We start from the raw sequence: 22,781 nt of genomic DNA on the forward strand, positions 1-22,781 counted from the left end.
TGGGAGGTTCAATGAGAATTTTAAGTTGTTTGGTTTTAATCATTAGCCTGGTAGCTTGCAGCAGTAAACCAGCCCCCAATACTCTGGTCATAGGTACAATTGCAGGCCCTGAAACAGAACTTATTGAAACAGCAAAACAAGTCGCTGAAAAAGAGTACGGGCTGAGCATAAAAATTGTTGAATTTAATGATTATAATTTACCCAATGAAGCACTGCAGGATGGCAGCCTGGATGCTAATGTTTATCAACATTTACCTTATTTAAAAGCTGCTATCTTGTCCCATGGTTATGACTTGCAGGCAATCGGCAGAACCTTCGTTTATCCAATGGGCATTTATTCGAAGAAATATAAAACGCTCAGTGAATTACCTGAAAATGGAATAATTGCAGTACCAAATGACCCCAGTAATGAGATGCGTGCCTTCCTATTATTAGAGAAAGCTCATCTGATTACTCTTAAAAATACAACGAATAGCGGTATTCAAGATATTGAAAGTAACCCCAAGCAATTCAAATTCAAAGAGATAGATGCCGCTCAATTACCCAGAGTACTCCCTGATGTTGACGCTGCAGTCATCAACACTACGTTTGCCCTGCCTGCAGGATTAAGCCCATCAAAAGATGCCTTGTTCACTGAAGGTAAGGATTCACCTTATGCCAACATCATTGTGATACGCCGTGACACTCAAAAAAGGCCACAACTAGAATTATTTGTGAAGGCATTGAATTCAGAAGAGGTAAAAGAAAAAGCAAAAAAATTGTTTGGAGAAGATGCAATACCAGCCTGGTAATTATTAATAAATTAGCTTAATTTTTACTTAATAAAAAACTGTTATACTTTATCTAGATAACCTTATTGAGGTATTTGATATGGCTTTTTATAATTCTATCCCTTTAATTGGTAAACATTTAAAATCAGAGAGCCGTACAAAAAAATACACTTCTGAAGAATTCAAAAAGCTAGAGAGAGAATACAGAGATCTCATTGGTTTGCCAGAAAATTCAAGTTTTAGTTCTGATGCATTTGATAAGCTTGTCAGTTCCAGAGTAGATGATTTCCGTGCTTTTCCAAAAACAAGCCTGCCCGGAGGTTTGCTATTTCATGATAAACTTAAGGAAGCCAATACTACCGAAGGAGACAACATACGGGATGTCTTAAGTAAAACAGTCCTGGCACCAACTGAAAAGTTTAAGACAGCACAAAAAAACTTTACAGAATCAACCTCAACATTTAAAGAGCTCACCAAATTAATTCCAAGCAAATTCCGAGCCCAGGATCTTGTGGGCACAATGAAAGAGCTGACTGATGATGCGCGTAAAGCGATATTGGAACAGCAAGCTCACGAAATCCAAATGTTGAAAGAAAAACTGGATCCTCAGAAAGAAGGACAAAATGGTAATTACGTATCCGACTTAAAAAAAGCTTTGGGTCTTAAGGATAATGATGAAGTTAAGAAAGTCACAGAAGGTCTGATCAAGGAATTGGAAGAAACCCACAAAACGCAACTGGGTGAATTTGATAAATCCACAAGCGAATCGTTAACTCAACTGCATAAAGCCTCGGCAAGTGAATCAACAGAATATCTGTTTCTTGCGAATCTGTATGAAAACAATAAGGAAATGCGTCAAACGCTTGAAAAGTTATATGCAAAAGAACGTGAAAGAAAAGGGCTTCCTCCTGAAACTACAACAGTTCAAGTAGGTTTATCAGAAGACAAAATTGATCTCAGTGGGATCAAACTCAAGGATATCCCTGTCATCAAAAGTATTACAGGAAGAGAACTTCATCAGCAACCCGACGGCAGTTTTACAATCAAAATGCCAATGATAAATCCATTCTATTATCAGGATCCAAGGCAAAATGTCAAAACAGACTTAATGCTCCTTGCTCAGGCTATAAAAGCCTCAGGCTATGATTCTATTGAAATGAATTGTAATTTTCCAAATAGCGAGAAAGTGGCGATGGAAAGAGGCAGACAATCATTCGCTGCCTGCATCGAGGCCGGTTTTCCAGTAGACAAGATCACAATTAATGTTAACGGCAAACCAATGAAGGCTGAAGAGCTGTTTAAAGAAGATCAAAAAACTTATCAGGATATTATGTCAAGAGCTTCAAAAATCTCGAAAGATTATGAGGATATAAAGACTCCCAAAACATCAAGCGGCCCAGTTAACACCGTCGTCGTCAAGCAGGAAATCGCCGCATTACGAGCCAAACAGCAGCAACAAGAACGCGCACAAACACAGCCTGTTGATGAACAACAACATGGCATGACCCACCAATAATTGACTTATACTTTGAGAGTGGGATTATGAGCATACGGCAGCTGACGCTGAAGGGTTTTATATTGACATGCTGACAATACAGTCAAATTTGAAACACTTGCTGACTATTATCCAAAGTTATCTGTTCCTCAAGTTGTGATTTGAGATTGATAAAGTCCATTGTTCTTAATTCACATAATGCCTTCATGGCATCTAAATCGTCAGCAAACACATTCCATGCGCCCCCCCAGCACCACATGCCGCCCGCCCGCTCCCCAGGCCCTTTATATATAGCAAAATTAGCCCCCAACTTAGAATCATTACTAAACCAATTTTCAACCTTTTCAATAGTCCAATTATAAAATTGTTTCGAAGATTTTGGCTGTGAGGTAAATTGAGGTACAGGGTAAAAAGGTTCATTAGAGCAGTACTCATCAACAACATGCATAGGCAGTAGCTTTTGAGCACCACCAACACCTTCTCGCCACTGCTTATTAATTGTATCCAAATTCTTAACTCCTGGAGTGTTTATCGAATCAACTTGTATTTGCAACTCTTTAATAATGGTATTCTTGAAATCAAAATGGTGTTCAGTAACTGTTTTAGCATTAAGCCTATAAGTGACTCCATCTCTGTTGACTTTGTTGTATTGAGCAATCAATTGTAAGAATATCTCTCTACCTTCTTCATTCGGGGATATACACGCAATCATTTCTGCCCACATGTGTTTATCCAAGGCCCAAAGTGCATACTCAAAAGCACTTACGTTATCAAAGGTTCGCCCAGAACAATCCGTTACTTTGCTCCTTTTAAAAATTAAACTCATGTCATTTTTTAACATCGATTGAACTGCATCATGCTTGCCACGTACGACGTGGTGCAGTAGCTTACGAACATCAACCATGGGTTTAAACAAAGCCAAATGATATTTTGATGCCTGAGCCAAGTCCACTAAATCAGCGGTTGACAAATTTTGTGCGATTTCAATTTTAAGTTCTGGTGGTAATTTATCATACATTTCAAATTTGTCTTTCATACATTTCGTCATATTTCTATTCACTTGGGATAATCCAAGAAAGAATTATAATTGAACTTGTTGGAAAATAAAAATTCACATGATTTTAAATTACCCAATCAAAGAGTGCTCGCAAATATTCATACATTAATGCGAGTCACACCCTGGATTGTTTAATCTAAATTCAGCTCATTATCTATCTTTTCCCAAAATTTGTTCAAAAAATTTCACTACCTCAAATCATCAATTTCTGATATTTTATCCATTATGAACACTTAAATTTTAAATGGCTGTTTCTCTATTTAACGATGTTTATAAGAAGTATCCATAAAGTAGATATCGGATAGCTTGGACAAACTGAGGCAATTAGGCTGTTTGAGGTAGCTTTTAAAAATAAAGTGTCTGTATAACTATTCCAGGTATTTTAGTATCATCGAGAATAGATATGGAATTCAACGGGTTAGCTAAGGAGAAAGCTATGAGTACTCGTCGCTTTGATGAATTTGACAATGAAATGGATGATTTTAGTGATACTGAACCTGTCATAACTGAGGCAAGCCCTTCAACAAAATTGGAAAGACGTAGAAAAATAGAAGACCTGTTAGAGGAAAAACGGTTAAGAGAAGAACTGGAAGAATTTGGTTAGATGGAAGAAAATTTGGGCATATAAATGTCAAACCTTACAGTCTTACCGTCAATTGAGGCATCTGGAGGAAGTAGTGGTTTCACTTTTTGTGGCCACTTGACAACAACCCTTGACTTAACATGAGATAAAGACCGCTTGATTAATTCCATTGCGTCATTATCAACGCCAATTAATTGCTGCAAAACTTGCATCTCCTTCTTAACTAAAGCCGATTTACTTCGCTCCGGATGCATGGGATCAATGTAAATAATATCGGGATAATCCTTTTCCTGTAAACTATGCAGGAATGAAATAGCATCACTTTCAATCAAAGACAAACTCATTTTTTGAATATCTGTGTCCTTTCTGCGAGATAATGCATCAGTAAGCAGTGCAGCCATAACTGGATGACGTTCCAGCATAACCACATCGGCACCAAAAGATGCTAAAATAGCAGCATCTTTCCCCCAGCCTGCAGTAGCATCTAAAATTTTTATACCTTTAGTTGGTTTGCAGGCCCTGATCAAACCCTGTTTTTTACCCTCGCCTTTTCTTTTATTCCAGGTATTACTGCTGAAATCAGCAAACATAAGAGAAAAATTTGGAATTTTTAAAGTCAGTTTTTCATGAGTAACAAAAAGGCAAGTGTCAGCATTCTGATCTAACTGTAAATTCAATTGGTCAGCTAATAATTGTGCTTTTTCTTTGAGTTCATTATTTTCATAACCAACTGCTTTTATTCTATTCATTCTTACAATAATAATTGATTGACATACTGTAACAGGGAATTATAAATCGGTACTTCAGGATATTCTGCCAACTCAGACATATCGGTCATATTTGAAAGTACAATAATAGGCTGAGCACCAACTGCCAATGCTGCTTGTATATCTGAAACTCTATCTCCGACGAAGGGCACACTATCCAGGGAACAATTTAACTTTTCTGCCAAAGCCTTTAACATTCCTGGCTGTGGTTTTCGACAAAAACACTTGTCTTCAGGCAAATGAATACAATATTCTATGGCATCAATTTGTCCCCCAGCCTCTGCAAGTACGTCTTTCAGCTTACGATGGATAGCAGATAAATCATTCTCTGAGTATAGTCCTCTTGAAACTCCAGATTGATTGGTTGCAACACCGATTTTATATCCGGCAGCACATAAACGAGCTATCGCAGTAATGCTATCGGGTATAATAATAAGCTCATCAGCATTCTTAATATAATTGATTGAGTCAGTGTTAATTACTCCATCTCTATCAAGCAATATAATTCGATTCATAAGTGCTACAACATTGAAATGTCAGCTACACCCTGCAATAACTCTTGTAATCGCTGCAGGAGCGCAAGCCTGTTCTGTTTCAATGACTCCTCTTCAACCATAACCATCACATGATCAAAAAAAGCGTCTACTGGCTCTTTAAGACTAGCCAGAAGCTTAAGTAATGCTTGGTAATCTCCGGCAATGTATAAAGTTTCTACTGTTTTAGTAATTTTATTAAGATGATCAAATAATGCTTTTTCAGCGCCTTCCTCTATAAGCTCTTCCTTAATATCTACTTTTTTATCCGCATATGCTGCCTGGGCCAAGATATTGCCAACACGCTTACAGGCAGCTGATAATGATGTCGCCTCTGGCATAGTAATAAATGACTTTAAAGCGAATAAACGCTTATCTAAATCATATAACCAATCATCCTGACGAGCACGAACAGCATGAACCAAATCAGCGCTGATACCTTGATTTTGATAATAAGATTGAAGTCTCTCAAGAATAAATGGTTTTAATTCAGCCACTAAATTCTTGTCTTGAGGGAGTCGATCACCATAATTAGCCAAGGCTTCTTTAATCAAAGTTGATAAATTAAGCGGTGCCGATATTGAAATGAGTAAACGGACTACAGCCAAAGCGTGGCGTCTTAATTTAAAAGGATCTTTTACTCCAGTTGGCTTTTGGCCAATCGCAAAAATACCCACCAGGGTATCGATACGATCTGCCAAGGAAAGTGCCTTACCCAAATCGGTTGAGGGTAGCTCATCACCAGCAAATCGAGGCATGTATTGCTCATTTAAAGCAGTGGCAACAACAGCTTCCTCGCCATCATTAAGAGCATAATAATACCCCATAATTCCTTGTAATTCAGGAAACTCACCTACCATTCCTGTCATCAAATCACACTTGCTTAATAAAGTAGCTCGCTCCGCCAGGTGAGGCGGTAAATTGAGAGACTGACTTAAATGACCCATCATTGTCTTAATTCGTTGCACCTTATCATACATACTTCCCAGTTTTACTTGAAAAATAACCTGCTCGGTAGAAGGGATATGTGCGCTTAATGGCTGTTTTTTATCTTGTTTAAAGAAAAAAGCGGCATCACTCAATCTTGCTCTCATTACCTTCTCATTTCCTAAAACAACTTGATTCGGATTAGAACTGGTAATATTAGATACCGTGATAAAATGAGGTAACAGCTCACCATGCTTGTTTTTTAATGCAAAACACTTCTGATGGGATTGCATGGAAGCAATCAGGGCTTCAGCTGGAACCTCTAAAAACTCCTCTTCAAAACTTGCAATAAGCGCCTGAGGCCATTCCACTATGGAAGTTACTTCATCAACCAATTCTTCAGGCATCACCACTGAAGCGCCAAAAGGTTCCGCTAATTTTTGTACCTGATGAATAATGGTTTGACGACGAGTATCAAAATTGGCAATTACAAAGGCATCTTTCATCTGATCTTCATAGCTTGCGGCTGAATTTATCCTTATTTCCTGCGGATGATGAAAGCGATGTCCCCGACTTTGACAACCACTTGTAACGCCTAAAATTGTATGCTTAAGTATCTCATTCCCATAAAGCATCACAGCCCAATGAACGGGTCTTGCAAATTCATCGTCCCCTTCTCCCCATCTCATGGGTTTAGCAATAGGTAAAGACTCTAAAGACTGGCTAACCAATGCAGGCAAGAGATCTTTTGTTTTGGTACCTTCGCTCTGCGTTTCAAAAACAATCCATTCCCCTTTGTCAGTTTGAATCTTAGTGAGCGCATCCAGCGTGACACCACATGATTTTGCAAATCCTGACAAAGCAGGAGTCGGGTTACCTTCGCTATCGTATGCTGCTATTGCAGCAGGACCACGTCGTATGACTTTTTGGCTTTCCTGCTCAGTTTGTAAGTCATGGATAACAATAGCCAGACGTCTTGGCGTGGCGAATCTCTTTACTTCGCCATAACTTAATTGCGCCTTATCTAATGCGGCTAGCAATCGAGTAGAAAATTCATTTACCAAAGGCCAAACAGCGCCGGAAGGCAATTCTTCACATCCTAATTCAAAAATAAAATCATTGACCATTACACACCTTTTGCATAGGGAAACCTAACGCTTCGCGCGCTTGATAGTAAGCTTGAGCTACTGCTCTTGATAGATGTCTTACACGTAAAATATACCTTTGCCGTTCTGTAACAGAAATCGCTTTACGTGCGTCCAGTAAATTAAATGCATGAGAAGCTTTTATTACCATTTCGTAAGCAGGAAGAGGTAATTGCAAAGCTATCAACTTCTGTGCCTCTCCTTCATAATAATCAAATTGCTTAAATAATTCTTCAACATTGGCTTGTTCAAAGTTATAGGCCGACATCTCTACTTCATTTTGATGAAATACATCCCCATACGTAACTACACCATGAGCTGTTTTACACCAGGGCAAATCAAATAAATTATCTACCCCTAAAACAAACATTGCGATACGTTCCAAACCATAAGTTAATTCGCCAGTGATTGGCTTACATGCAAGACCGCCCACTTGTTGAAAATAAGTAAATTGAGACACTTCCATTCCATTTTGCCAAACCTCCCATCCTAACCCCCATGCACCCAGAGTTGGTGATTCCCAATTGTCTTCGACAAAACGGATATCGTCCAGTAAGGGATCTACTCCAAGTGCGCGCAATGAATCCAAATATCTGTCTTGTATATCCAATGGCGACGGTTTTAATACCACCTGAAATTGATAATAATGCTGAACACGGTTTGGATTTTCTCCATAACGACCATCTGTCGGCCTTCTGGATGGTTGAACATAAGCTGCAGACCATGGCTCAGGTCCAATCGCCCTTAAAAAAGTAGCTGGATGAAAAGTACCCGCGCCAACTTCCAGATCCAACGGCTGCAAAATAACACAACCAAGATCTGCCCAATATTTTTGCAAGGTTAGTATAATTTCTTGAAAGGTAGTAGGTTTAGTCATGAAAATCTCAAAAAATAACAAATATGATCTTTAAATATAGGTTGGTTTTTAATCCTACTTTCCAGGATATATCCCATAAAACCTATCTTTCATTTAGAGAATTAATATTCAGTCCAATAATTTATTGGATTGTTGGGTGTCAGGGTTGATCAGAATGATCGCCAAAACACTAAAATACTACCCCAGTTGAGGACAACTGGGGTATATGAATTTAATCCAAGTATTTCGATAAATACTTAATTGCCAGCCGCCTTTTTAATTAATTCACGCAGTGATTGCTCACTTGTAGCGCCCGGTATGAATGATATTTCACTGCCCTTTTTAAATTGACCATCTGGTGTTGAGCCAATTATAAAGGCAGGCGTACCCATCAAATGCAATTTTTCAGCCAGTTGGCGATTCGCATCCAGGATATCAGTTACTTCCTGGCTATCCATATCTTTTTTCAGCTTTTGCATATCCAGACCTATAGATTTAGCGGCATCCATAACTGTTTTTTCATCCAAACGTTTGTCTATCTTAATCAAAGCATTATGCATGGCCTGATATTTCCCTTGCATGCCCGCCGCAAGAGCAACTCTGGAAGCTAAATCAGAAGTCTTGCCAAAGATTGGAAACTCTTTGTATACAACTCGTAATCCACTGTCCTTTTTAACCAGATTTTCAATAGTAGACGCCATTTTTTTACAATGAATGCATTGATAATCAAAAAACTCTACCAGCGTAACATTCCCTTTAGGATTACCAACAGTAGTTAATTTGCCCTCAAAAACTTGGTCAGCATTTTCCTGAATCGCTGCTTGAGCTTGCTGTTGCATATTTTGTTGTTGTTTTTGTTGTAAAGCTTGTGAAGCTTCCAATAAAACTTCCGGATTATTAATCAGATAATCATGAATGACTTTTTCAATTTCCTTTTTTTGGGCATCTGATAAAGAAGCGTTAGCCGTATCAGCCGCCATAATTACAGGTGATACTAATGTGGTGGCTAATGCTCCAGCTGTTAATAAATTTGTAAATTTCACGCAATTCCCCTTACTTATAATTAATCAATGACGCAAATTACATCTCGCAGATAACCTTATCATTAATTGATCTGCTCAAAACAGCAAAGTATAACAAATTTCTGTTGCCAATCGCACCCTAGCATTCATGAAAAAAAAATTCAATATTACAACAAACTGGCAGTCAGGGTGCCTCAAGCTTTTAGAAAAGTTAAATTCCAACACCTACAGGCATTCAGTCAAATTAGCATAGGCTAAAACCAACCATTTTACACCATGTTCATTGAATTTTACTTGAACTCGTGTATGAGCTCCGCTGCCCTCAATAGAAAGAACAACGCCCTGACCAAACTTGGCATGCTGCACATTTTGTCCAATTGTAATGCCTGACGCCTCGTCAGTCACTGGTAGTTTGCTTTTTGTAGTTTCAGGCCAGTGGGGCCGTGATTTAACTCGTACTTCATCAAGGAATTGTTGAGGAATTTCACGTAAAAATCTTGATGATCTGTGATACTCTTCACGGCCATATTGTCTTCTGACCTCAGCGTAGGATAAAACTAATTTACGCATAGCACGAGTCATGCCGACATAACATAATCGACGCTCTTCTTCCAGGCGACCAGGCTCTTCAACAGATTGTCTCCCAGGAAATATCCCTTCTTCCATACCAACCAAAAACACAATAGGAAACTCAAGGCCTTTGGCTGCATGTAAGGTCATTAGGTGAACCGACCGTTCATGTTCATCGGCCTGCAATTCCCCTGATTCTAATGAAGCATGAGCAAGAAATGAATTGACTAGAGGTAACTCCTCCTCTTCATCGTATTCATATCGAAATTGTTTAGCAGCATTAATCAGTTCTTGCAGGTTATCCACACGGGATTCAGATTTGTCACCTTTGATTTTGCTAAAATGAGCGTATAAACCACTATGCTGTATTACATCTGAAATCTGCTCATCCAACTCTTTATTAGCAGTCACAACCTGTAATTTTTCGACCAAATCAATAAATCTGGCTAATGCCAAACTACCTCTTTGCCCTAATCCTGTCGATTGGAGTATGCCCTTGGAAGCATCCCACAGCGAACACTGTTCTGCTCTGGCGTACTGGCGAACCTCATCCAATGTTTTTTCTCCTATTCCTCGGGCAGGAAAATTAACCACTCTTTCAAAAGCAGTATCGTCATTTGGATTAACTAACAATCTTACGTAAGCTAAGGTATCTTTAATCTCCGCTCTATCAAAGAAACGAACTCCCCCATATATCCTGTAAGCTATACCTGAACGTAACAAAGCTTCTTCCAAAACACGGGATTGAGCATTGGATCGATATAACACTGCAATCTCATCAGCACTGGCACCCTGGCTCAATTCCATACTAATTCGTTCAGTAATAAAACGTGCTTCATCCAATTCATTGAAAGCACTGTATACAAGAATTTTTTCTCCTTCACTACCAGCAGTCCATAATTCTTTCCCCATACGAGTACTATTATTCTGAATCAATGCATTGGCTGCATTTAATATCATTGCAGTCGATCTATAGTTTTGTTCAAGTCTTATGATTTGGGTATCCTTAAAATCATGAATAAATTGTTGAATATTTTCCACTTTGGCCCCACGCCAACCATAAATTGATTGATCATCATCTCCTACAGCCAATACGGCTGTATGATCACCAGCAAGTAATCGTATCCATGCATATTGAATCGTATTGGTATCCTGAAATTCATCAACTAAAATAGCTTGAAAGCGCTCGCGATAATGGGCAAGGATATCTTCATTATCTCGCAACAACTCATGGGTTCGTAATAGCAGCTCAGCGAAATCGATTACCCCTGAGCTTTGGCAAACCTCTTCATAGGCCTTATAAATTGAAACCAAAGTCTTGGTCGGACCATAATGCAATGCATTAATATGCTGTGGGCGCAAGCCTTCATCCTTTTTACTATTAATAAAGGCCTGGGCTTGTTTGACTTGCCATTGCTCAGGATCAAGATTAAGTGAAAGAATGACTCTCTTGATAACTCGTGCCTGGTCTTCCGAGTCAAGAATATGAAACTGTTCTGGAAGATTAGCCTCTTTGTAGTGCCGGCGTAATAAGCGATGACATAATCCATGAAAAGTACCAACCCATAAACCCAAAGTTGGTGTAGACAACATACTGCTAAGTCTCGATCTCATTTCACCAGCCGCTTTATTTGTAAATGTTACTGCTAATATGGCGTGAGGAGAAAGATGCTGTTCTTCGATTAACCATGCAATACGGCTCACCAATACTTTTGTTTTACCACTGCCTGCACCGGCTAAAACCAGCATATTACCTAATGGGGAGGTGACAGCTTCACGTTGCTTTTCGTTTAATCCCTTGAGAATTGCTGCTATGGTCATAGAATATTTCCAACAGAAAAAGTGCAAGTATTATCTTCAATTTAATTGCTAAAGCAAAGATATAATCGATGCAGCAAAAAATCTAAAAATTCTCCTGGATATATATCGAGAAAACCCATACAAGTATTGCTTTCTGATCAATCAGAGCGCAAAATACTTTTCTTTTAAAGTAGCTACTAGATATTATTATAATATAATGACGTTATCATAAAGGACTAAAATGCATACCCTCTACCCAGCAATTAAACCTTACACACAACACGAATTGAAGGTTAGTAAACTGCATACACTTTATTTGGAAGAAACCGGAAATCCTGAAGGCATACCTGTTATTGTATTGCATCATGGCCCAGGTGGAGAAGCTGACCCGCATCTAAGACGTTTTTTTGACCCTCAACGATATCGCATTATTCTTTTTGACCAACGAGGTTGTGGACGTTCAATTCCACATTTGGAAATTAGAGAAAATAATACACAGCTTTTAATGGAAGATATTGATTCCATTAGAGATTTCCTGGGCTTGAGAGAATTTGTATTATTTGGAGGTGGATGGGGTTCTCTATTAGCATTATTGTATGCACAGAAATTCCCTCAACAAGTTAAAGCATTACTACTCCACCAAATTTTTTTAGGTCGACAAAAAGACATCCATTGGTTTTATAAGCATGGAGCCAGTCTGGTTTATCCTGATTATTGGGAAGAATTTATTAACTCCGTCCCTGAAAATAAACTTGATAATATTCCCAAATATTATGCGGAATGTCTACAAGGCCCCAATGAGCTAGCCCGAATGGCTGCTGCGAAAAACTGGGCTCTGTGGCAAGCCAGATGCAGTAGTTTACAGCCTCATTTATATGTTATTGATCAGTACAGCGACCCACATTTCGCATTAGCATTAGCTACACTGGAATCCTATTACATTATTAATCATTATTTTATTGAAGAAAATCAGGTTATGGCTAATGTCCATAAAATAAGACATATTCCCACCTATATTGTTCATGGTCGGTTTGACTTGGTAAGCCCATTGTCCAGTGCATGGGAGCTGCATCAAGCTATCCCCGCGTCCAATCTGAGAATCGTCAGAGATGCTGGTCATTCTGATAGAGAATCAGGGATTATTGATGCACTGATTTATGCCAGTAAGGACATCTCAAAGCAGGGTCTCGATGCATGTTAACGGTGATACAAAGAGTTAAGGAAGCCAGGGTTGATATTGATGGCCAAACAGTTGGCAAAATAAATCATGGCTTGTTAATACTTTGTGGTTTTGAGCCTAAGGATTCATTAGAGAATATCAACCGTATGCTAGATAAATGCATTAATTATCGTATTTTTGAAGACCCGAATGGCAAAATGAACTTGAGTTTAAAAGATGTAAGTGGTGGTTTGCTATTAGTACCGCAATTTACTCTCCTGGCAGATACTCAAAAGGGACTACGCCCAAGTTTTTCAAACGCAGCTTCTCCTGAACTTGGGCGTCAACTTTTTGATAACTTATTAACCCTTGCTCAAAAACTACACCCAAATACGCAAAGCGGTTGTTTTGGAGCCAACATGCAAGTTTATTTATGCAATGATGGCCCTGTGACCTTCTTGTTACAATTTTAATTAGCTCTTGCTGTAGTCAGTTTTTATATAACCCAAGTTTTCGTACGAAATAGAAATATTCATCATTTACATTATCTAGGAAACACTGATACTTCCGTCTGATAGTAAGTTAATTAAAGGGTCAATGGTCAACATCAAGCTTTTGTTTGCAAGAAGCAAAAACTGGTGTAACATCGTTTTAAGTATCTAATAAATAGAATAATTATGCGACTAATCTTAATGTTTGCTGGTATGGTAGGATCCTTTATTTTAACGAGCTGCGCAAACAAAGGGACAAACCCGATAGATCCATTTGAACCCTTTAATCGTAAAGTGCATAACTTCAATATGGCATTTGATGCTACTGTATTAAGGCCACCAGCAAAATTATACAAGGCAGTCGTCCCCAGAATTGTAAGAAAAGGCGTCAATAATGCATTCAATAATCTGGATTTGTTCCCTACTATAGCCAGCGATATACTGCAAGCCGAAGGAAAATGGGTAATTAAAGACAGTTGGCGACTCTTCATTAACTCAACCATAGGGGTTGCTGGTCTATTTGATGTAGCAGAAAAATTTGGTTTACCGCCTCATTATAATGATCTGGGGCTAACACTTGCAAAATGGGGAGATAAAAATTCTCCTTACCTTGTAATACCCTTTTTAGGCCCCAGTACTCTTCGCGACGGAGCCGGATGGTTGTTCCAGTTTGCACTCTGGAGTCCATATGTTTACATTGATGATGCTGGTTTGGTTTATGGTTTAATTGGATTACGCTATATTGATTTACGAACACAATTATTTGACACTGAGCCTTTACTGAATGAGGCGTTAGACAAATACACATTCATCAGAGACGCTTACCTTCAACATAGGAATTACCTTATCGCAGGTACTGAGCAAGACACAGGCTCATCCTTCGTTGAGGATACAAAAGCCAATAAAACTGCAATGCAAGAATCAAGCGCATCAAATAACCAATTAGGCTCTGACTATGTTGATGAATAAAATGTTTAATTGAGATTAACCAGGTCATGATAAGGGTTGGTGCTGAACAAGATGCAAAGCCCAACCCTCTTTAATCTCTGAGCTTCGAAATCGAAATAATGACTGTTTTTTATCTTGATGAAGAAGCATGCAACTTTTCAAGACAACGCATGTATTCACCTGCGATATCCAAACCTGTTTCAGCGCTAATTTCTCGAATACAAGTTGGACTAGTCACATTAATCTCTGTCAGATAATCACCTATCACGTCGATACCCACAAAATATAGCCCTCTTTCTCTCAAAACCGGAGCTATTTGTTCACATATCCATTTATCTCTTGCAGTAATAGCAACCACTTCTCCTTTAGCTCCTGCAGCCAAATTCCCCCGCAGATCTCCTTTTGCAGGAATACGTGCCAAAGCAAAAGGCACAGGCTCGCCATTGATTAGCAAAATACGTTTGTCTCCGCTTACGGTAATGTCCGGGATATAGCGTTGAGCCATAATACATTTTGTCTGTCCTTTGGTTAATACCTCCAAAATGACTGACAAATTTTTGCCCTCTTTATCAACATAAAAAACGGAATTGCCTCCCATCCCTTCAAGAGGTTTAAAAATAACTTGTTGATGAGTTTGCCAAAAATCTTTTAGCAGATGAGTATCTCTGGATACAAAGGTAGGAGGACAGCAATGTGGAAAATTTAATGTAAAAAATTTCTCATTCGCGTCGCGTAAACTTTGCGGTTTATTTGCAACCAATACTCCCTCTTGTTCAGCTAAATCCAAAGCGTAAGTAGCATAAATATACTCCATATCAAACGGAGGATCCTTACGCATTAAAATAACATCAAACTCTCTTAATGGTTTGCTGCCCAAATCTCTGGTTTTAGCCCAATTTAAACTCTGTATATCTCCAATGTTAATTTCATGGGCTCGTGCATAAGCACTCCCATCGCTGCAATATAATTCATTTTGAGTGAAGTAGGCACAAGACCAACCCAATTCCTGGGCACTTTTAATCATAGCAACTGTAGAGTCTTTATAGGGTTTTATTTGATCTAATGGATCCATAAGCACCGCAAGCTTCATCATTCGCCTCCAATTGCAGCAATTTCTCGTGCGGCTGCCAATGCGGCCAAACGGGCTATAACCCCATAAACGTAAAAACGATTTGGACAGTCAACTACCTCCAAATCATCACAGGGCATATTGCAAGCTTGCGCGAAAGCCAAGGGCTCAAAATGCATTCCTGGGGCATTGAGGTTTTCGTCAATTCCTCTGCCTTTATGGACACGATAAAATCCACCAACAACAAATTGGCCGATCATATAAACTACAGGTTCAGCAACAGAACCATCAGGCATGGTTTCAAAAGTATAAACGCCTTCCTGAATAATGACTCTGTCTACCTTCCTGCTCCCTTTGCTGGTAGACATTCTGGTACGTTGCTTTCTGTTTAATTGTCTAATTTCATCTCCATTATGAACCATCATAACGCTCATGCCATAAGTACCATTATCTGCTTTTACTACCGCAAAAGGTTTATTTTCTATTCCGTAGGTGGTGTATTTATCATTTATTAAGGACAATATCTTATCCACCTCTTGAGCTAAAGTTTCAATTCCTTCCTGGGCCATAAAATCGACACCCTCTATAGCGCTGAAATAGGGATTAATTAACCACGGTTCAATGCCCACTAATTCAGCAAACTCAATAGCTACTTCTTCAAAAAATTGAAAATGACTTGATTTTAACCGAGAAGCCCATCCTAACTTGGCTGTAGGTCTAATCCGCTGTTGCACACCCTGTAATATTTCCGGAACTCCTGAAGACAAATCATTATTTAATAACAAAAGGCAAGGGCTGAAATTATCCAGACCTACCTTGTCACCTTGTCTTTCTAATGGTTCGATTAATAACACATCACCTTGTTCAAGTATTATCTCTGTAGGTTCTTTAATGTCTGGATCTAAACTCCCTATTCGAACTATAAAACCGGCTTTTACAAAAATTGTTTTTAATACATTCAAGCTCTGTAAATAATACTTATTTCGAGTATGGCTTTCTGGAAGGAGCAAAATTTTAGTGCAATCCGGGATATACTCAATCAAGGCAGATTGAGCAGCTTGTATGCACAGAGGTAGAAAATCCGGGTTCAAATTGTTAAAACCGGCTGGAAATAAATTGGTATCTACGGGAGCCAATTTAAACCCGGCATGCCGCAAATCAACGGATGAAGTCAAAGGCGCAGGTGTTTCCTGCCACTTTTTTCTGAACCAGGATTCTATTTCAGCAAGCTTATTTAAAATTATTTTTTCCACATGATGCAAAGGACCAGAATGAGCAGTAGTCAAATGTGGAACGGGGATTTCATGCTTATCCATTCATACTCCCTAAACTTTAAAATGAATCGATGTTACCTAGGTTATTCATAAAATGAAAGTATTTATCATTCTTAAAAAACTATTACTACAGTTTTCATCATGACTACATGAACAGAAAAGAGAATCATTTATATGATAGAAACGTTTCATAATACCATCCCGTAAATATGGGCATTACTTATTCCCCGTCGACTCTTCACGATCTTGGCCAGGATTATTAGTAAAAAATGAACTGACATCATAAAATAGCTATGCAGAGTTTGCAGGGCCTAAAAAATTGTTTCATTTGGCAAAATTTAAAGTCCTCACAAGGATATCGTTATTTCCGACTTAAATATGGCATAATTAGCTAAAATTATACTATTTAACATATCTTTTATGCTCCATTTAAAAACCATAAAATCAATCTTTCTTCTAATTTTTTTAGGATTCATCTGGGGATCAGGTTATACTCTCGCAAAATTTGCAATGACTAATGGAGTTAACCCACTAGGCTATGCTTTTTGGCAATCATTAGGACCAGCCCTACTATTAACTTTAGTTAGCCTCCTCAAAAAACAAACTCTTTTGCTGCATCCTGTTTATTGGCCTTATTTTTTTATATGTGGATTGATAGGTATTGCGATTCCTAATACCAACATGTATTTTATTGCCAGCCATATCCCTGCTGGTCTATTGGCGGTGTTAGTTAATACTGTTCCTTTACTAGTTTATCCTTTAGCTCTTTTATCAGGTCAGGAAAAACTCGATAAGTGGCGATTTTTTGCCTTGTTACTTGGTATGTCAGGTATACTTGCAATTATAGGAATAAGCTTCTCTGGAATTTACTCAAGCTGGACAATTTTGGCTATGCTAAGTCCTCTTGGCTTTGCTTTTTGTTCGATTTATATAGGAGCCAGACAGCCGAAAGAAATTAATGCCCTGCAAGCAGCTAATGGAATGTTACTGGCGGCTTCCCTTCTGCTTGCTCCTGTTGTCCTCAAGCAACATGCCTTCTACTCTCTCTCAGCCCCGTTTACTTTCGTAAAACAAATTGTAATCCTTGAGATAATTTTATCCAGTTTAGGATATTTGCTTTTCTTTATTCTCATTCGTATGGCAGGACCTGTTTTTTATAGTTTAACTGGTGGGGTTGTTGCAATAACAGGTTTGTTTTGGGGGTACTTGGCTTTCGATGAGAAGCCTTCATCTATACAGAGCATGGCAATAGCTTTAGTGGTTTCTGCCATTTTTCTGTTATCATGGAGACAATCGAGACAAACTCAAGGAGTCTGATTCATGCTCAATGAATTAGCAAAACAATTTAGCACACAAATCCAAACCTTTTTCTATTTAATTATGTTGATTAATGGTCTTTTACATTTTATCTTTGCCGGAGCAGTGGCTAGAGACGCTGGTAGTCTCTACAGGCTAGGCCAAAAACCGGTTTTAGTATCCGCTCCTACCTGGGCATTTGCGACTCTAATTGGAGGAGTCATAACGGCAACCATATACTGGCTTCTTCATCATTCCACATTAACCAGACCCGCTATGAGAGAAATTCGTTATGACAAAGCATAAGATCAAAACAATAGACGTTCATGAATTAAAACACCAAATGGACAATCAAGCCAATTTGAGTTTGATTGATGTACGTGAACTGGATGAATGGGAAATGATGCATATCCCAGGAGCGCTTCATATTCCTAAAGACTGTATCTCTATTGAAATACAAACCCAAATACCCAATAAAGAGCAAACTATCTATTTACATTGCCGAAGCGGCGTCAGATCACTGTATGCAGCTCAATGCCTGATGGATTTGGGATATCACGAAGTCTATTCTGTAGACGGTGGAATTGTGGCTTGGGCAATGAGCGGTTACCCAGTAAAACAGGAATCTTACACCCCTTCCTGAGTGAAGAGGTGAGAATAGAAGATAATAAGTTTCTTAAATGTGATTAGTCAGAGTCTCCTGAGTATCAGTAACTTTTTCTTTTCCTGATGAAGCACTAAAAAGACCACCTTGAGAGCTCTTTGGTTTTTGTGCCAGCAAGTGCAAATCACGAGCGGCAATAATAATCTCACGTCTTAATTTATGTACTCTATCAGATAATTCAAGAATATCATCAACAACGGAATAATGCTTGATTGCGAAAGGTTGTTTGTCCAAATAACCTTTTCTTGGGTCAGAATTTTTATAAACATGAGAACGCAGGAATTTTTCCAAAGCACCGTACATATCAGCTAAATCTTCCCGATTAGGATTATTATCCTTATTCAAATCAAGCGATATGCTAAGAGATTTATAAAAATCACTGTTGTCGGGAGAAGTGTATTTATAAGTTGCAGCAATCTGATCACGAATGTAAAAGGCCAATGCATTTAATACGCGGGCCTTATCTTCTGGTTCTTTGGATGAATTATCCAGCAGTTCAATAGTTTTTAGCAAAACAAGGACTTGTGGTTGTCTTTCTCTTGAAACTTCTTTTACTGAATCCTCTAATTTATCCTCAATAATTTTAGCTTTCTCATTATGGGACTTGATTAAAGTAATGATACTTTCCCTGATACTTCCTTTTAATTTTTCATATGCGACCAATTCAAATGACATCTTGTTTTCTCCTTATACTCCATGAACAGGACCAGTGAAATGCTTTCACTGTAGGCCAGTTTAAACCAATTCTCTCTTTTCGTCATGCTTTTTCTTTTTACTATCTAATTAATTTTCAATCTATTGATTTTAATGAAAAATTTACAATTTTCTTATTCACTCATCAAATGAATGGTCTTCTGGATAGTATTTTTAAGCATTGTTAGCGACGATTGAAGAACAAGGTAAGACTAATTAAATCAGGATGTTTTTTGCTCAATTAGTTAGAGGACAATAAAAATTACAACAAATATAAATAAGCTATTTATTGTTTTTATAAAACATTTGATTTAATTTACGCGTCAATTAGCAATATATAATGGTTATCATAATGAAAAAAATAAGCTGCAGTATTCTTCTTTTGCTCAATTCCTTAATTAGCTATGCCGATTACGGCCAACATAAATTAATTCTACAAATAGTTGTTGACCAGTTACGAGGAGATTTAATTTATCGCCATCATAAACAGTTTGGACCTTCTGGTTTCAATTATTTACTTGCTCATGGTCTGGATTATCATAATGCCCATCATCCCCATGCCAATACAACGACCTGCGCAGGCCATAGCACTATTGCAACAGGAAGCTACCCCTCTTTACACGGCATAGTAGATAATGATTGGTACGATAGAAAAACAAAAAAACTAAAGTACTGCATGGAGGATTTACAGGCCAAAATTTTACCCACTTTACATACCCATAACGAAATTTCAGGACGCTCACCACGGAACCTAAAACCGTCCACATTAAGCGACGAAATCATTTTAGCAAAAAAAGGCAAAGCGTTTGGTGTGTCCTTAAAAGACAGAGCAGCTATCACTCTGGCAGGTCATGCAGGAAAAGCGTTTTGGTTTGATAAAACGAATGGCGGATTTGTTACAAGCAATTACTACTATTCCAGTTATCCATTATGGGTAGAAAACTGGAATAAAAACTATCAACCCAAAGCCTTCGACTGGAACCTTTCTCATCCTATATCATTCTATCAGAATGCAAATACTCCTCCGTTTCGTCATAACTATGGTAGCTTTGGTCAGACATTTCCTCATCATATAACCAATCCTCCATCTGAAGAGTATTTCAAATCACTTTCCAGAACCCCGAAAGCAGATGAATTAACCGCTGATTTTGCTAAACAGTTACTAATTAATGAAAAATTAGGGAAAACAACAGGTCAAACAGATTATCTTGCAATCAGTTTTTCTGCAGTAGATGCCATTGGTCATCAATTTGGGCCTAACAGCCTGGAAGCAGAAGACAATTTGATCGCTCTTGATAATACATTAAGTCAACTCTTTAAAACCATTGATAAGGAAGTGGGTCTTAACAATACTTTAATTATACTCACCGCCGATCATGGTGTTAGCGATGGCCCTTCATACCTTAAAACACATAAAATACCTGAAATAAAACCTATTAATATAGAAGCGATGGGAAAACACATCGAGAATTTATTATTAAAGCGCTTCAATCTGCCAGCGCAAACTTTAATGTCAATCAATCCTCCTTTCATCTACCTTGATCACCAAATTATAAAAGAGAAAAATCTGGATATTACGCAAGTCAGTATCTACCTAACAGAAGAAATCAGCCATCTTCCAGGGATATTCAAGGCCTACCCATTACCTATACGTGATATTGAAAAGGATTGGTTAAGCGCTAAAGTTGACCGCATGTCTTACACTTACCGTGCAGGTGATATTTACATTGTCCAACCGCCATATCAAAGCCACGGCGCAAAAAGTGAAGATCGAGTTGCTCATGGCAGCCCATGGCAATATGATACTTACGTGCCGCTGCTGTTTGTACACCCTGACATAAAACCAAAACGTATATTTAGACAAGTATTCACAACGGATATTGCCCCAACCTTATCTTCCTTATTATTAATTAAACCCCCTGCTGCAGCTGTGGGACAGCCTTTAATTGAAGTGATAAATGCTTTTCATAAGACGGGAGAGAATGATTGAATTCCAACTAAAAAAACTTTACTATTCGTACAAAATTTTTAATGAAATCATTATGACAAAGCAAGCAATTATTATTGGGATTTCCGGCCCATCAGCATCTGGAAAAAGTTTATTAGCAAATACGATAGTCAATGAATTAGGATCAGAACAGGTTGTCGTTATCTCTGAGGATGCCTACTATAAAGATAATGGACATCTACCCTTTGCAGAGAGAGAAAAAATAAATTACGATCATCCTGACTCCTTTGATCACGCTCTTCTATATGAGCATCTTCGTCAACTGAGAGTTGGAAATACAGTACAAATTCCAATATATTCTCATTCCAAACATCTGCGTTTACCCGAAACCAGGGCTGTTGGTCAGCATGCCATTATTGTACTCGAAGGAATACTGCTTTTCAGTGATAAGGCTCTTCGTGAAATTATGGATATTCGCATATTTATGTCGACTCCTCTCGATGTCTGTTTAACGAGACGTTTAAAAAGAGATGTAGTAGAAAGGCATCGTTCGTTTGAATCAGTTATTCATCAATATGAAACTACAGTGCGCCCTATGTATATGCAATTTATTGAACCATCAAGCCGCTACGCTGATATAATAGTACCTCGAGGTGGTGAAAACAGAATCGCTATAGAGATGATTCAAGCTAAAATGCGGGAATTATTGGCTTCACATACCCGAAGCAGTTGATTTTTTATTAGATTGTTTAAAAAAAGCCTAGTAAAAACGTGGTTTTAGTCCAGGATCGAAGTAACACTCACTTCGCCCTGCTAAATTAAAAATAATGGGAGGAGATACTATTGTGGGATTTTTAACTGGAAAAAAAGCACTCATTGTTGGATTGGCAAGCAACAGATCAATAGCATATGGCATTGCAAAAGCATTCCATAATCAAGGTGCTGAACTGGCTTTTACTTACCAAAACGAAAAATTACAATCACGAGTTGAAACAATGGCATCGGAATTTAATTCAACTCTAGCTTTTCCATGTGATGTTGCAAGTGATGAAGAAATAAAAGCTGTATTTGATAACTTACGTACGCACTGGGATAAATTAGATATTCTGATACATTCTGTAGCTTATGCTCCCGCTGATCAAATCAGTGGTGATTTTGTAGAGTGCGCAAACAGAGAAGGATTTAGAATCGCTCATGATATTAGTGCCTATAGCCTCATCGGTTTGTCTCAAGCCGCATTACCAATGATGCTTGACACTCAGGGTTCAATTTTAACCTTAAGTTATTATGGGGCAGAAAAAGCAGTGCCAAACTATAATGTCATGGGAGTTGCAAAGGCAAGTTTAGAAGCTTCTGTTCGCTATCTGGCAGCCAGTTTAGGATCCAGAGGATTACGGATTAATGCCATATCAGCTGGACCAATTAAAACCCTTGCGGCTGCAGGAATTAAGGATTTTCGTAAAATCCATGCTGCTTATGCAAACATTACACCATTACAAAGAAATGTTACTGCAGATGAAGTGGGAAATACTGCAGCCTTTTTATGTTCTGATCTGGCATCAGGGATTACTGGTGAAGTAGTGCATGTTGATGCAGGTTATCATGCAGTATCTGCCATGAGTGAATTAGGATAGATAAATATTAGTCAGCTTTAACATGCTGATTTAATTCTTTTATGTACTTAAAAAGTTTTCAATAAGTCTATATTAGGGCT

Annotated in this window: 22 protein-coding genes; 12 read left to right on the plus strand and 10 right to left on the minus strand. The window is 38.3% G+C overall.

From position 1 onward, the window contains the following. Positions 1-11 precede the first annotated feature (11 nt). Complete coding sequence (locus EL201_RS09390) at positions 12-791, plus strand: MetQ/NlpA family ABC transporter substrate-binding protein (protein WP_027222019.1); 780 nt, start codon at positions 12-14, stop codon at positions 789-791. Positions 792-870: 79 nt separating this feature from the next. Further along, positions 871-2,286 (plus strand): hypothetical protein, encoded by a 1,416-nt coding sequence (locus tag EL201_RS09395; RefSeq protein ID WP_027222020.1) that lies wholly within the window; start codon positions 871-873, stop codon positions 2,284-2,286. An 82-nt stretch (positions 2,287-2,368) separates the two neighbouring features. Here the strand turns inward: EL201_RS09395 and EL201_RS09400 are convergent, their stop codons facing one another. Continuing rightward, complete coding sequence (locus EL201_RS09400) at positions 2,369-3,301, minus strand: hypothetical protein (RefSeq protein ID WP_027222021.1); 933 nt, start codon at positions 3,299-3,301, stop codon at positions 2,369-2,371. A gap of 457 nt (positions 3,302-3,758) precedes the next feature. Here EL201_RS09400 and EL201_RS15680 point away from each other — a divergent pair, with 457 nt between their 5' ends. Beyond that, a complete protein-coding gene (locus EL201_RS15680; protein ID WP_162839341.1) occupies positions 3,759-3,926 on the plus strand; it encodes a PA3496 family putative envelope integrity protein in 168 nt (55 codons plus the stop codon). Here EL201_RS15680 and EL201_RS09405 read toward each other — a convergent pair. From EL201_RS09405 to uvrD, 6 genes are all read right to left on the minus strand, one after another. Further along, entirely contained in the window at positions 3,923-4,654 is a 732-nt protein-coding gene (locus EL201_RS09405) for a class I SAM-dependent methyltransferase (protein ID WP_027222022.1), read from the minus strand. The genes EL201_RS15680 and EL201_RS09405 overlap by 4 nt on opposite strands. Positions 4,655-4,656: 2 nt before the next feature. Continuing rightward, positions 4,657-5,187, minus strand: coding sequence for a D-glycero-beta-D-manno-heptose 1,7-bisphosphate 7-phosphatase (gene gmhB, locus EL201_RS09410; RefSeq protein ID WP_027222023.1), 531 nt, complete (start codon positions 5,185-5,187; stop codon positions 4,657-4,659). 5 nt (positions 5,188-5,192) lie between these two features. Further along, entirely contained in the window at positions 5,193-7,259 is a 2,067-nt protein-coding gene (gene glyS / locus EL201_RS09415; protein WP_027222024.1) for a glycine--tRNA ligase subunit beta, read from the minus strand. Next, the gene (gene glyQ / locus EL201_RS09420; RefSeq protein WP_027222025.1) at positions 7,249-8,154 is read right to left on the minus strand and encodes a glycine--tRNA ligase subunit alpha; all 906 of its coding nucleotides are present in this window, start codon (positions 8,152-8,154) and stop codon (positions 7,249-7,251) included. Before glyQ ends, glyS begins: the two co-directional genes overlap by 11 nt. A 236-nt stretch (positions 8,155-8,390) precedes the next feature. Further along, positions 8,391-9,176: a DsbA family protein gene (locus EL201_RS09425; protein WP_027222026.1), complete on the minus strand. Its 786-nt coding sequence runs from the start codon at positions 9,174-9,176 to the stop codon at positions 8,391-8,393. A gap of 204 nt (positions 9,177-9,380) precedes the next feature. Beyond that, positions 9,381-11,546: a DNA helicase II gene (uvrD, locus tag EL201_RS09430; protein ID WP_027222027.1), complete on the minus strand. Its 2,166-nt coding sequence runs from the start codon at positions 11,544-11,546 to the stop codon at positions 9,381-9,383. Positions 11,547-11,766: 220 nt separating this feature from the next. On the opposite strand from uvrD, the gene pip reads away from it, so the two are divergent. The 3 genes from pip (at position 11,767) to EL201_RS09445 (ending at position 14,144) form a co-directional block, all read left to right on the plus strand. Continuing rightward, entirely contained in the window at positions 11,767-12,726 is a 960-nt protein-coding gene (gene pip, locus EL201_RS09435) for a prolyl aminopeptidase (RefSeq protein ID WP_027222028.1), read from the plus strand. Then, on the plus strand, positions 12,720-13,157 hold the full coding sequence (gene dtd / locus EL201_RS09440; RefSeq protein ID WP_027222029.1) for a D-aminoacyl-tRNA deacylase: 438 nt from the start codon (positions 12,720-12,722) through the stop codon (positions 13,155-13,157). The genes pip and dtd overlap by 7 nt, the downstream gene beginning before the upstream one ends. Positions 13,158-13,361: 204 nt before the next feature. Further along, positions 13,362-14,144: an MlaA family lipoprotein gene (locus EL201_RS09445; RefSeq protein WP_027222030.1), complete on the plus strand. Its 783-nt coding sequence runs from the start codon at positions 13,362-13,364 to the stop codon at positions 14,142-14,144. Between the two features lie 109 nt (positions 14,145-14,253). On the opposite strand, the gene gshB is transcribed toward EL201_RS09445, so the two are convergent. Continuing rightward, positions 14,254-15,213: a glutathione synthase gene (gene gshB / locus EL201_RS09450; protein WP_027222031.1), complete on the minus strand. Its 960-nt coding sequence runs from the start codon at positions 15,211-15,213 to the stop codon at positions 14,254-14,256. Next, positions 15,213-16,508: a glutamate--cysteine ligase gene (gene gshA / locus EL201_RS09455; protein ID WP_027222032.1), complete on the minus strand. Its 1,296-nt coding sequence runs from the start codon at positions 16,506-16,508 to the stop codon at positions 15,213-15,215. Before gshA ends, gshB begins: the two co-directional genes overlap by 1 nt. Positions 16,509-16,886: 378 nt before the next feature. Here gshA and EL201_RS09460 point away from each other — a divergent pair, with 378 nt between their 5' ends. Genes EL201_RS09460 through EL201_RS09470 form a run of 3 tightly spaced genes read left to right on the plus strand, consistent with a single transcriptional unit; the run spans position 16,887 to position 18,405 of the window. Beyond that, the gene (locus EL201_RS09460) at positions 16,887-17,783 is read left to right on the plus strand and encodes a DMT family transporter (protein ID WP_027222033.1); all 897 of its coding nucleotides are present in this window, start codon (positions 16,887-16,889) and stop codon (positions 17,781-17,783) included. Positions 17,784-17,786: 3 nt separating this feature from the next. Continuing rightward, on the plus strand, positions 17,787-18,068 hold the full coding sequence (locus tag EL201_RS09465; RefSeq protein WP_027222034.1) for a hypothetical protein: 282 nt from the start codon (positions 17,787-17,789) through the stop codon (positions 18,066-18,068). Continuing rightward, the gene (locus tag EL201_RS09470) at positions 18,055-18,405 is read left to right on the plus strand and encodes a rhodanese-like domain-containing protein (RefSeq protein WP_027222035.1); all 351 of its coding nucleotides are present in this window, start codon (positions 18,055-18,057) and stop codon (positions 18,403-18,405) included. Before EL201_RS09465 ends, EL201_RS09470 begins: the two co-directional genes overlap by 14 nt. Before the next feature lie 33 nt (positions 18,406-18,438). On the opposite strand, the gene lem14 is transcribed toward EL201_RS09470, so the two are convergent. After that, entirely contained in the window at positions 18,439-19,101 is a 663-nt protein-coding gene (gene lem14, locus EL201_RS09475) for a Dot/Icm T4SS effector Lem14 (protein WP_027222036.1), read from the minus strand. 370 nt (positions 19,102-19,471) lie between these two features. Here lem14 and EL201_RS09480 point away from each other — a divergent pair, with 370 nt between their 5' ends. From EL201_RS09480 to EL201_RS09490, 3 genes are all read left to right on the plus strand, one after another. Then, on the plus strand, positions 19,472-21,109 hold the full coding sequence (locus tag EL201_RS09480; RefSeq protein ID WP_027222037.1) for an alkaline phosphatase family protein: 1,638 nt from the start codon (positions 19,472-19,474) through the stop codon (positions 21,107-21,109). 52 nt (positions 21,110-21,161) lie between these two features. Then, on the plus strand, positions 21,162-21,800 hold the full coding sequence (gene udk, locus EL201_RS09485; RefSeq protein WP_027222038.1) for a uridine kinase: 639 nt from the start codon (positions 21,162-21,164) through the stop codon (positions 21,798-21,800). Between the two features lie 94 nt (positions 21,801-21,894). Continuing rightward, a complete protein-coding gene (locus EL201_RS09490) occupies positions 21,895-22,701 on the plus strand; it encodes an enoyl-ACP reductase FabI (RefSeq protein WP_080273009.1) in 807 nt (268 codons plus the stop codon). Positions 22,702-22,781 lie beyond the last annotated feature (80 nt).

Source organism: Legionella pneumophila subsp. pascullei, from assembly GCF_900637585.1.
GTDB lineage: Bacteria > Pseudomonadota > Gammaproteobacteria > Legionellales > Legionellaceae > Legionella > Legionella pascullei.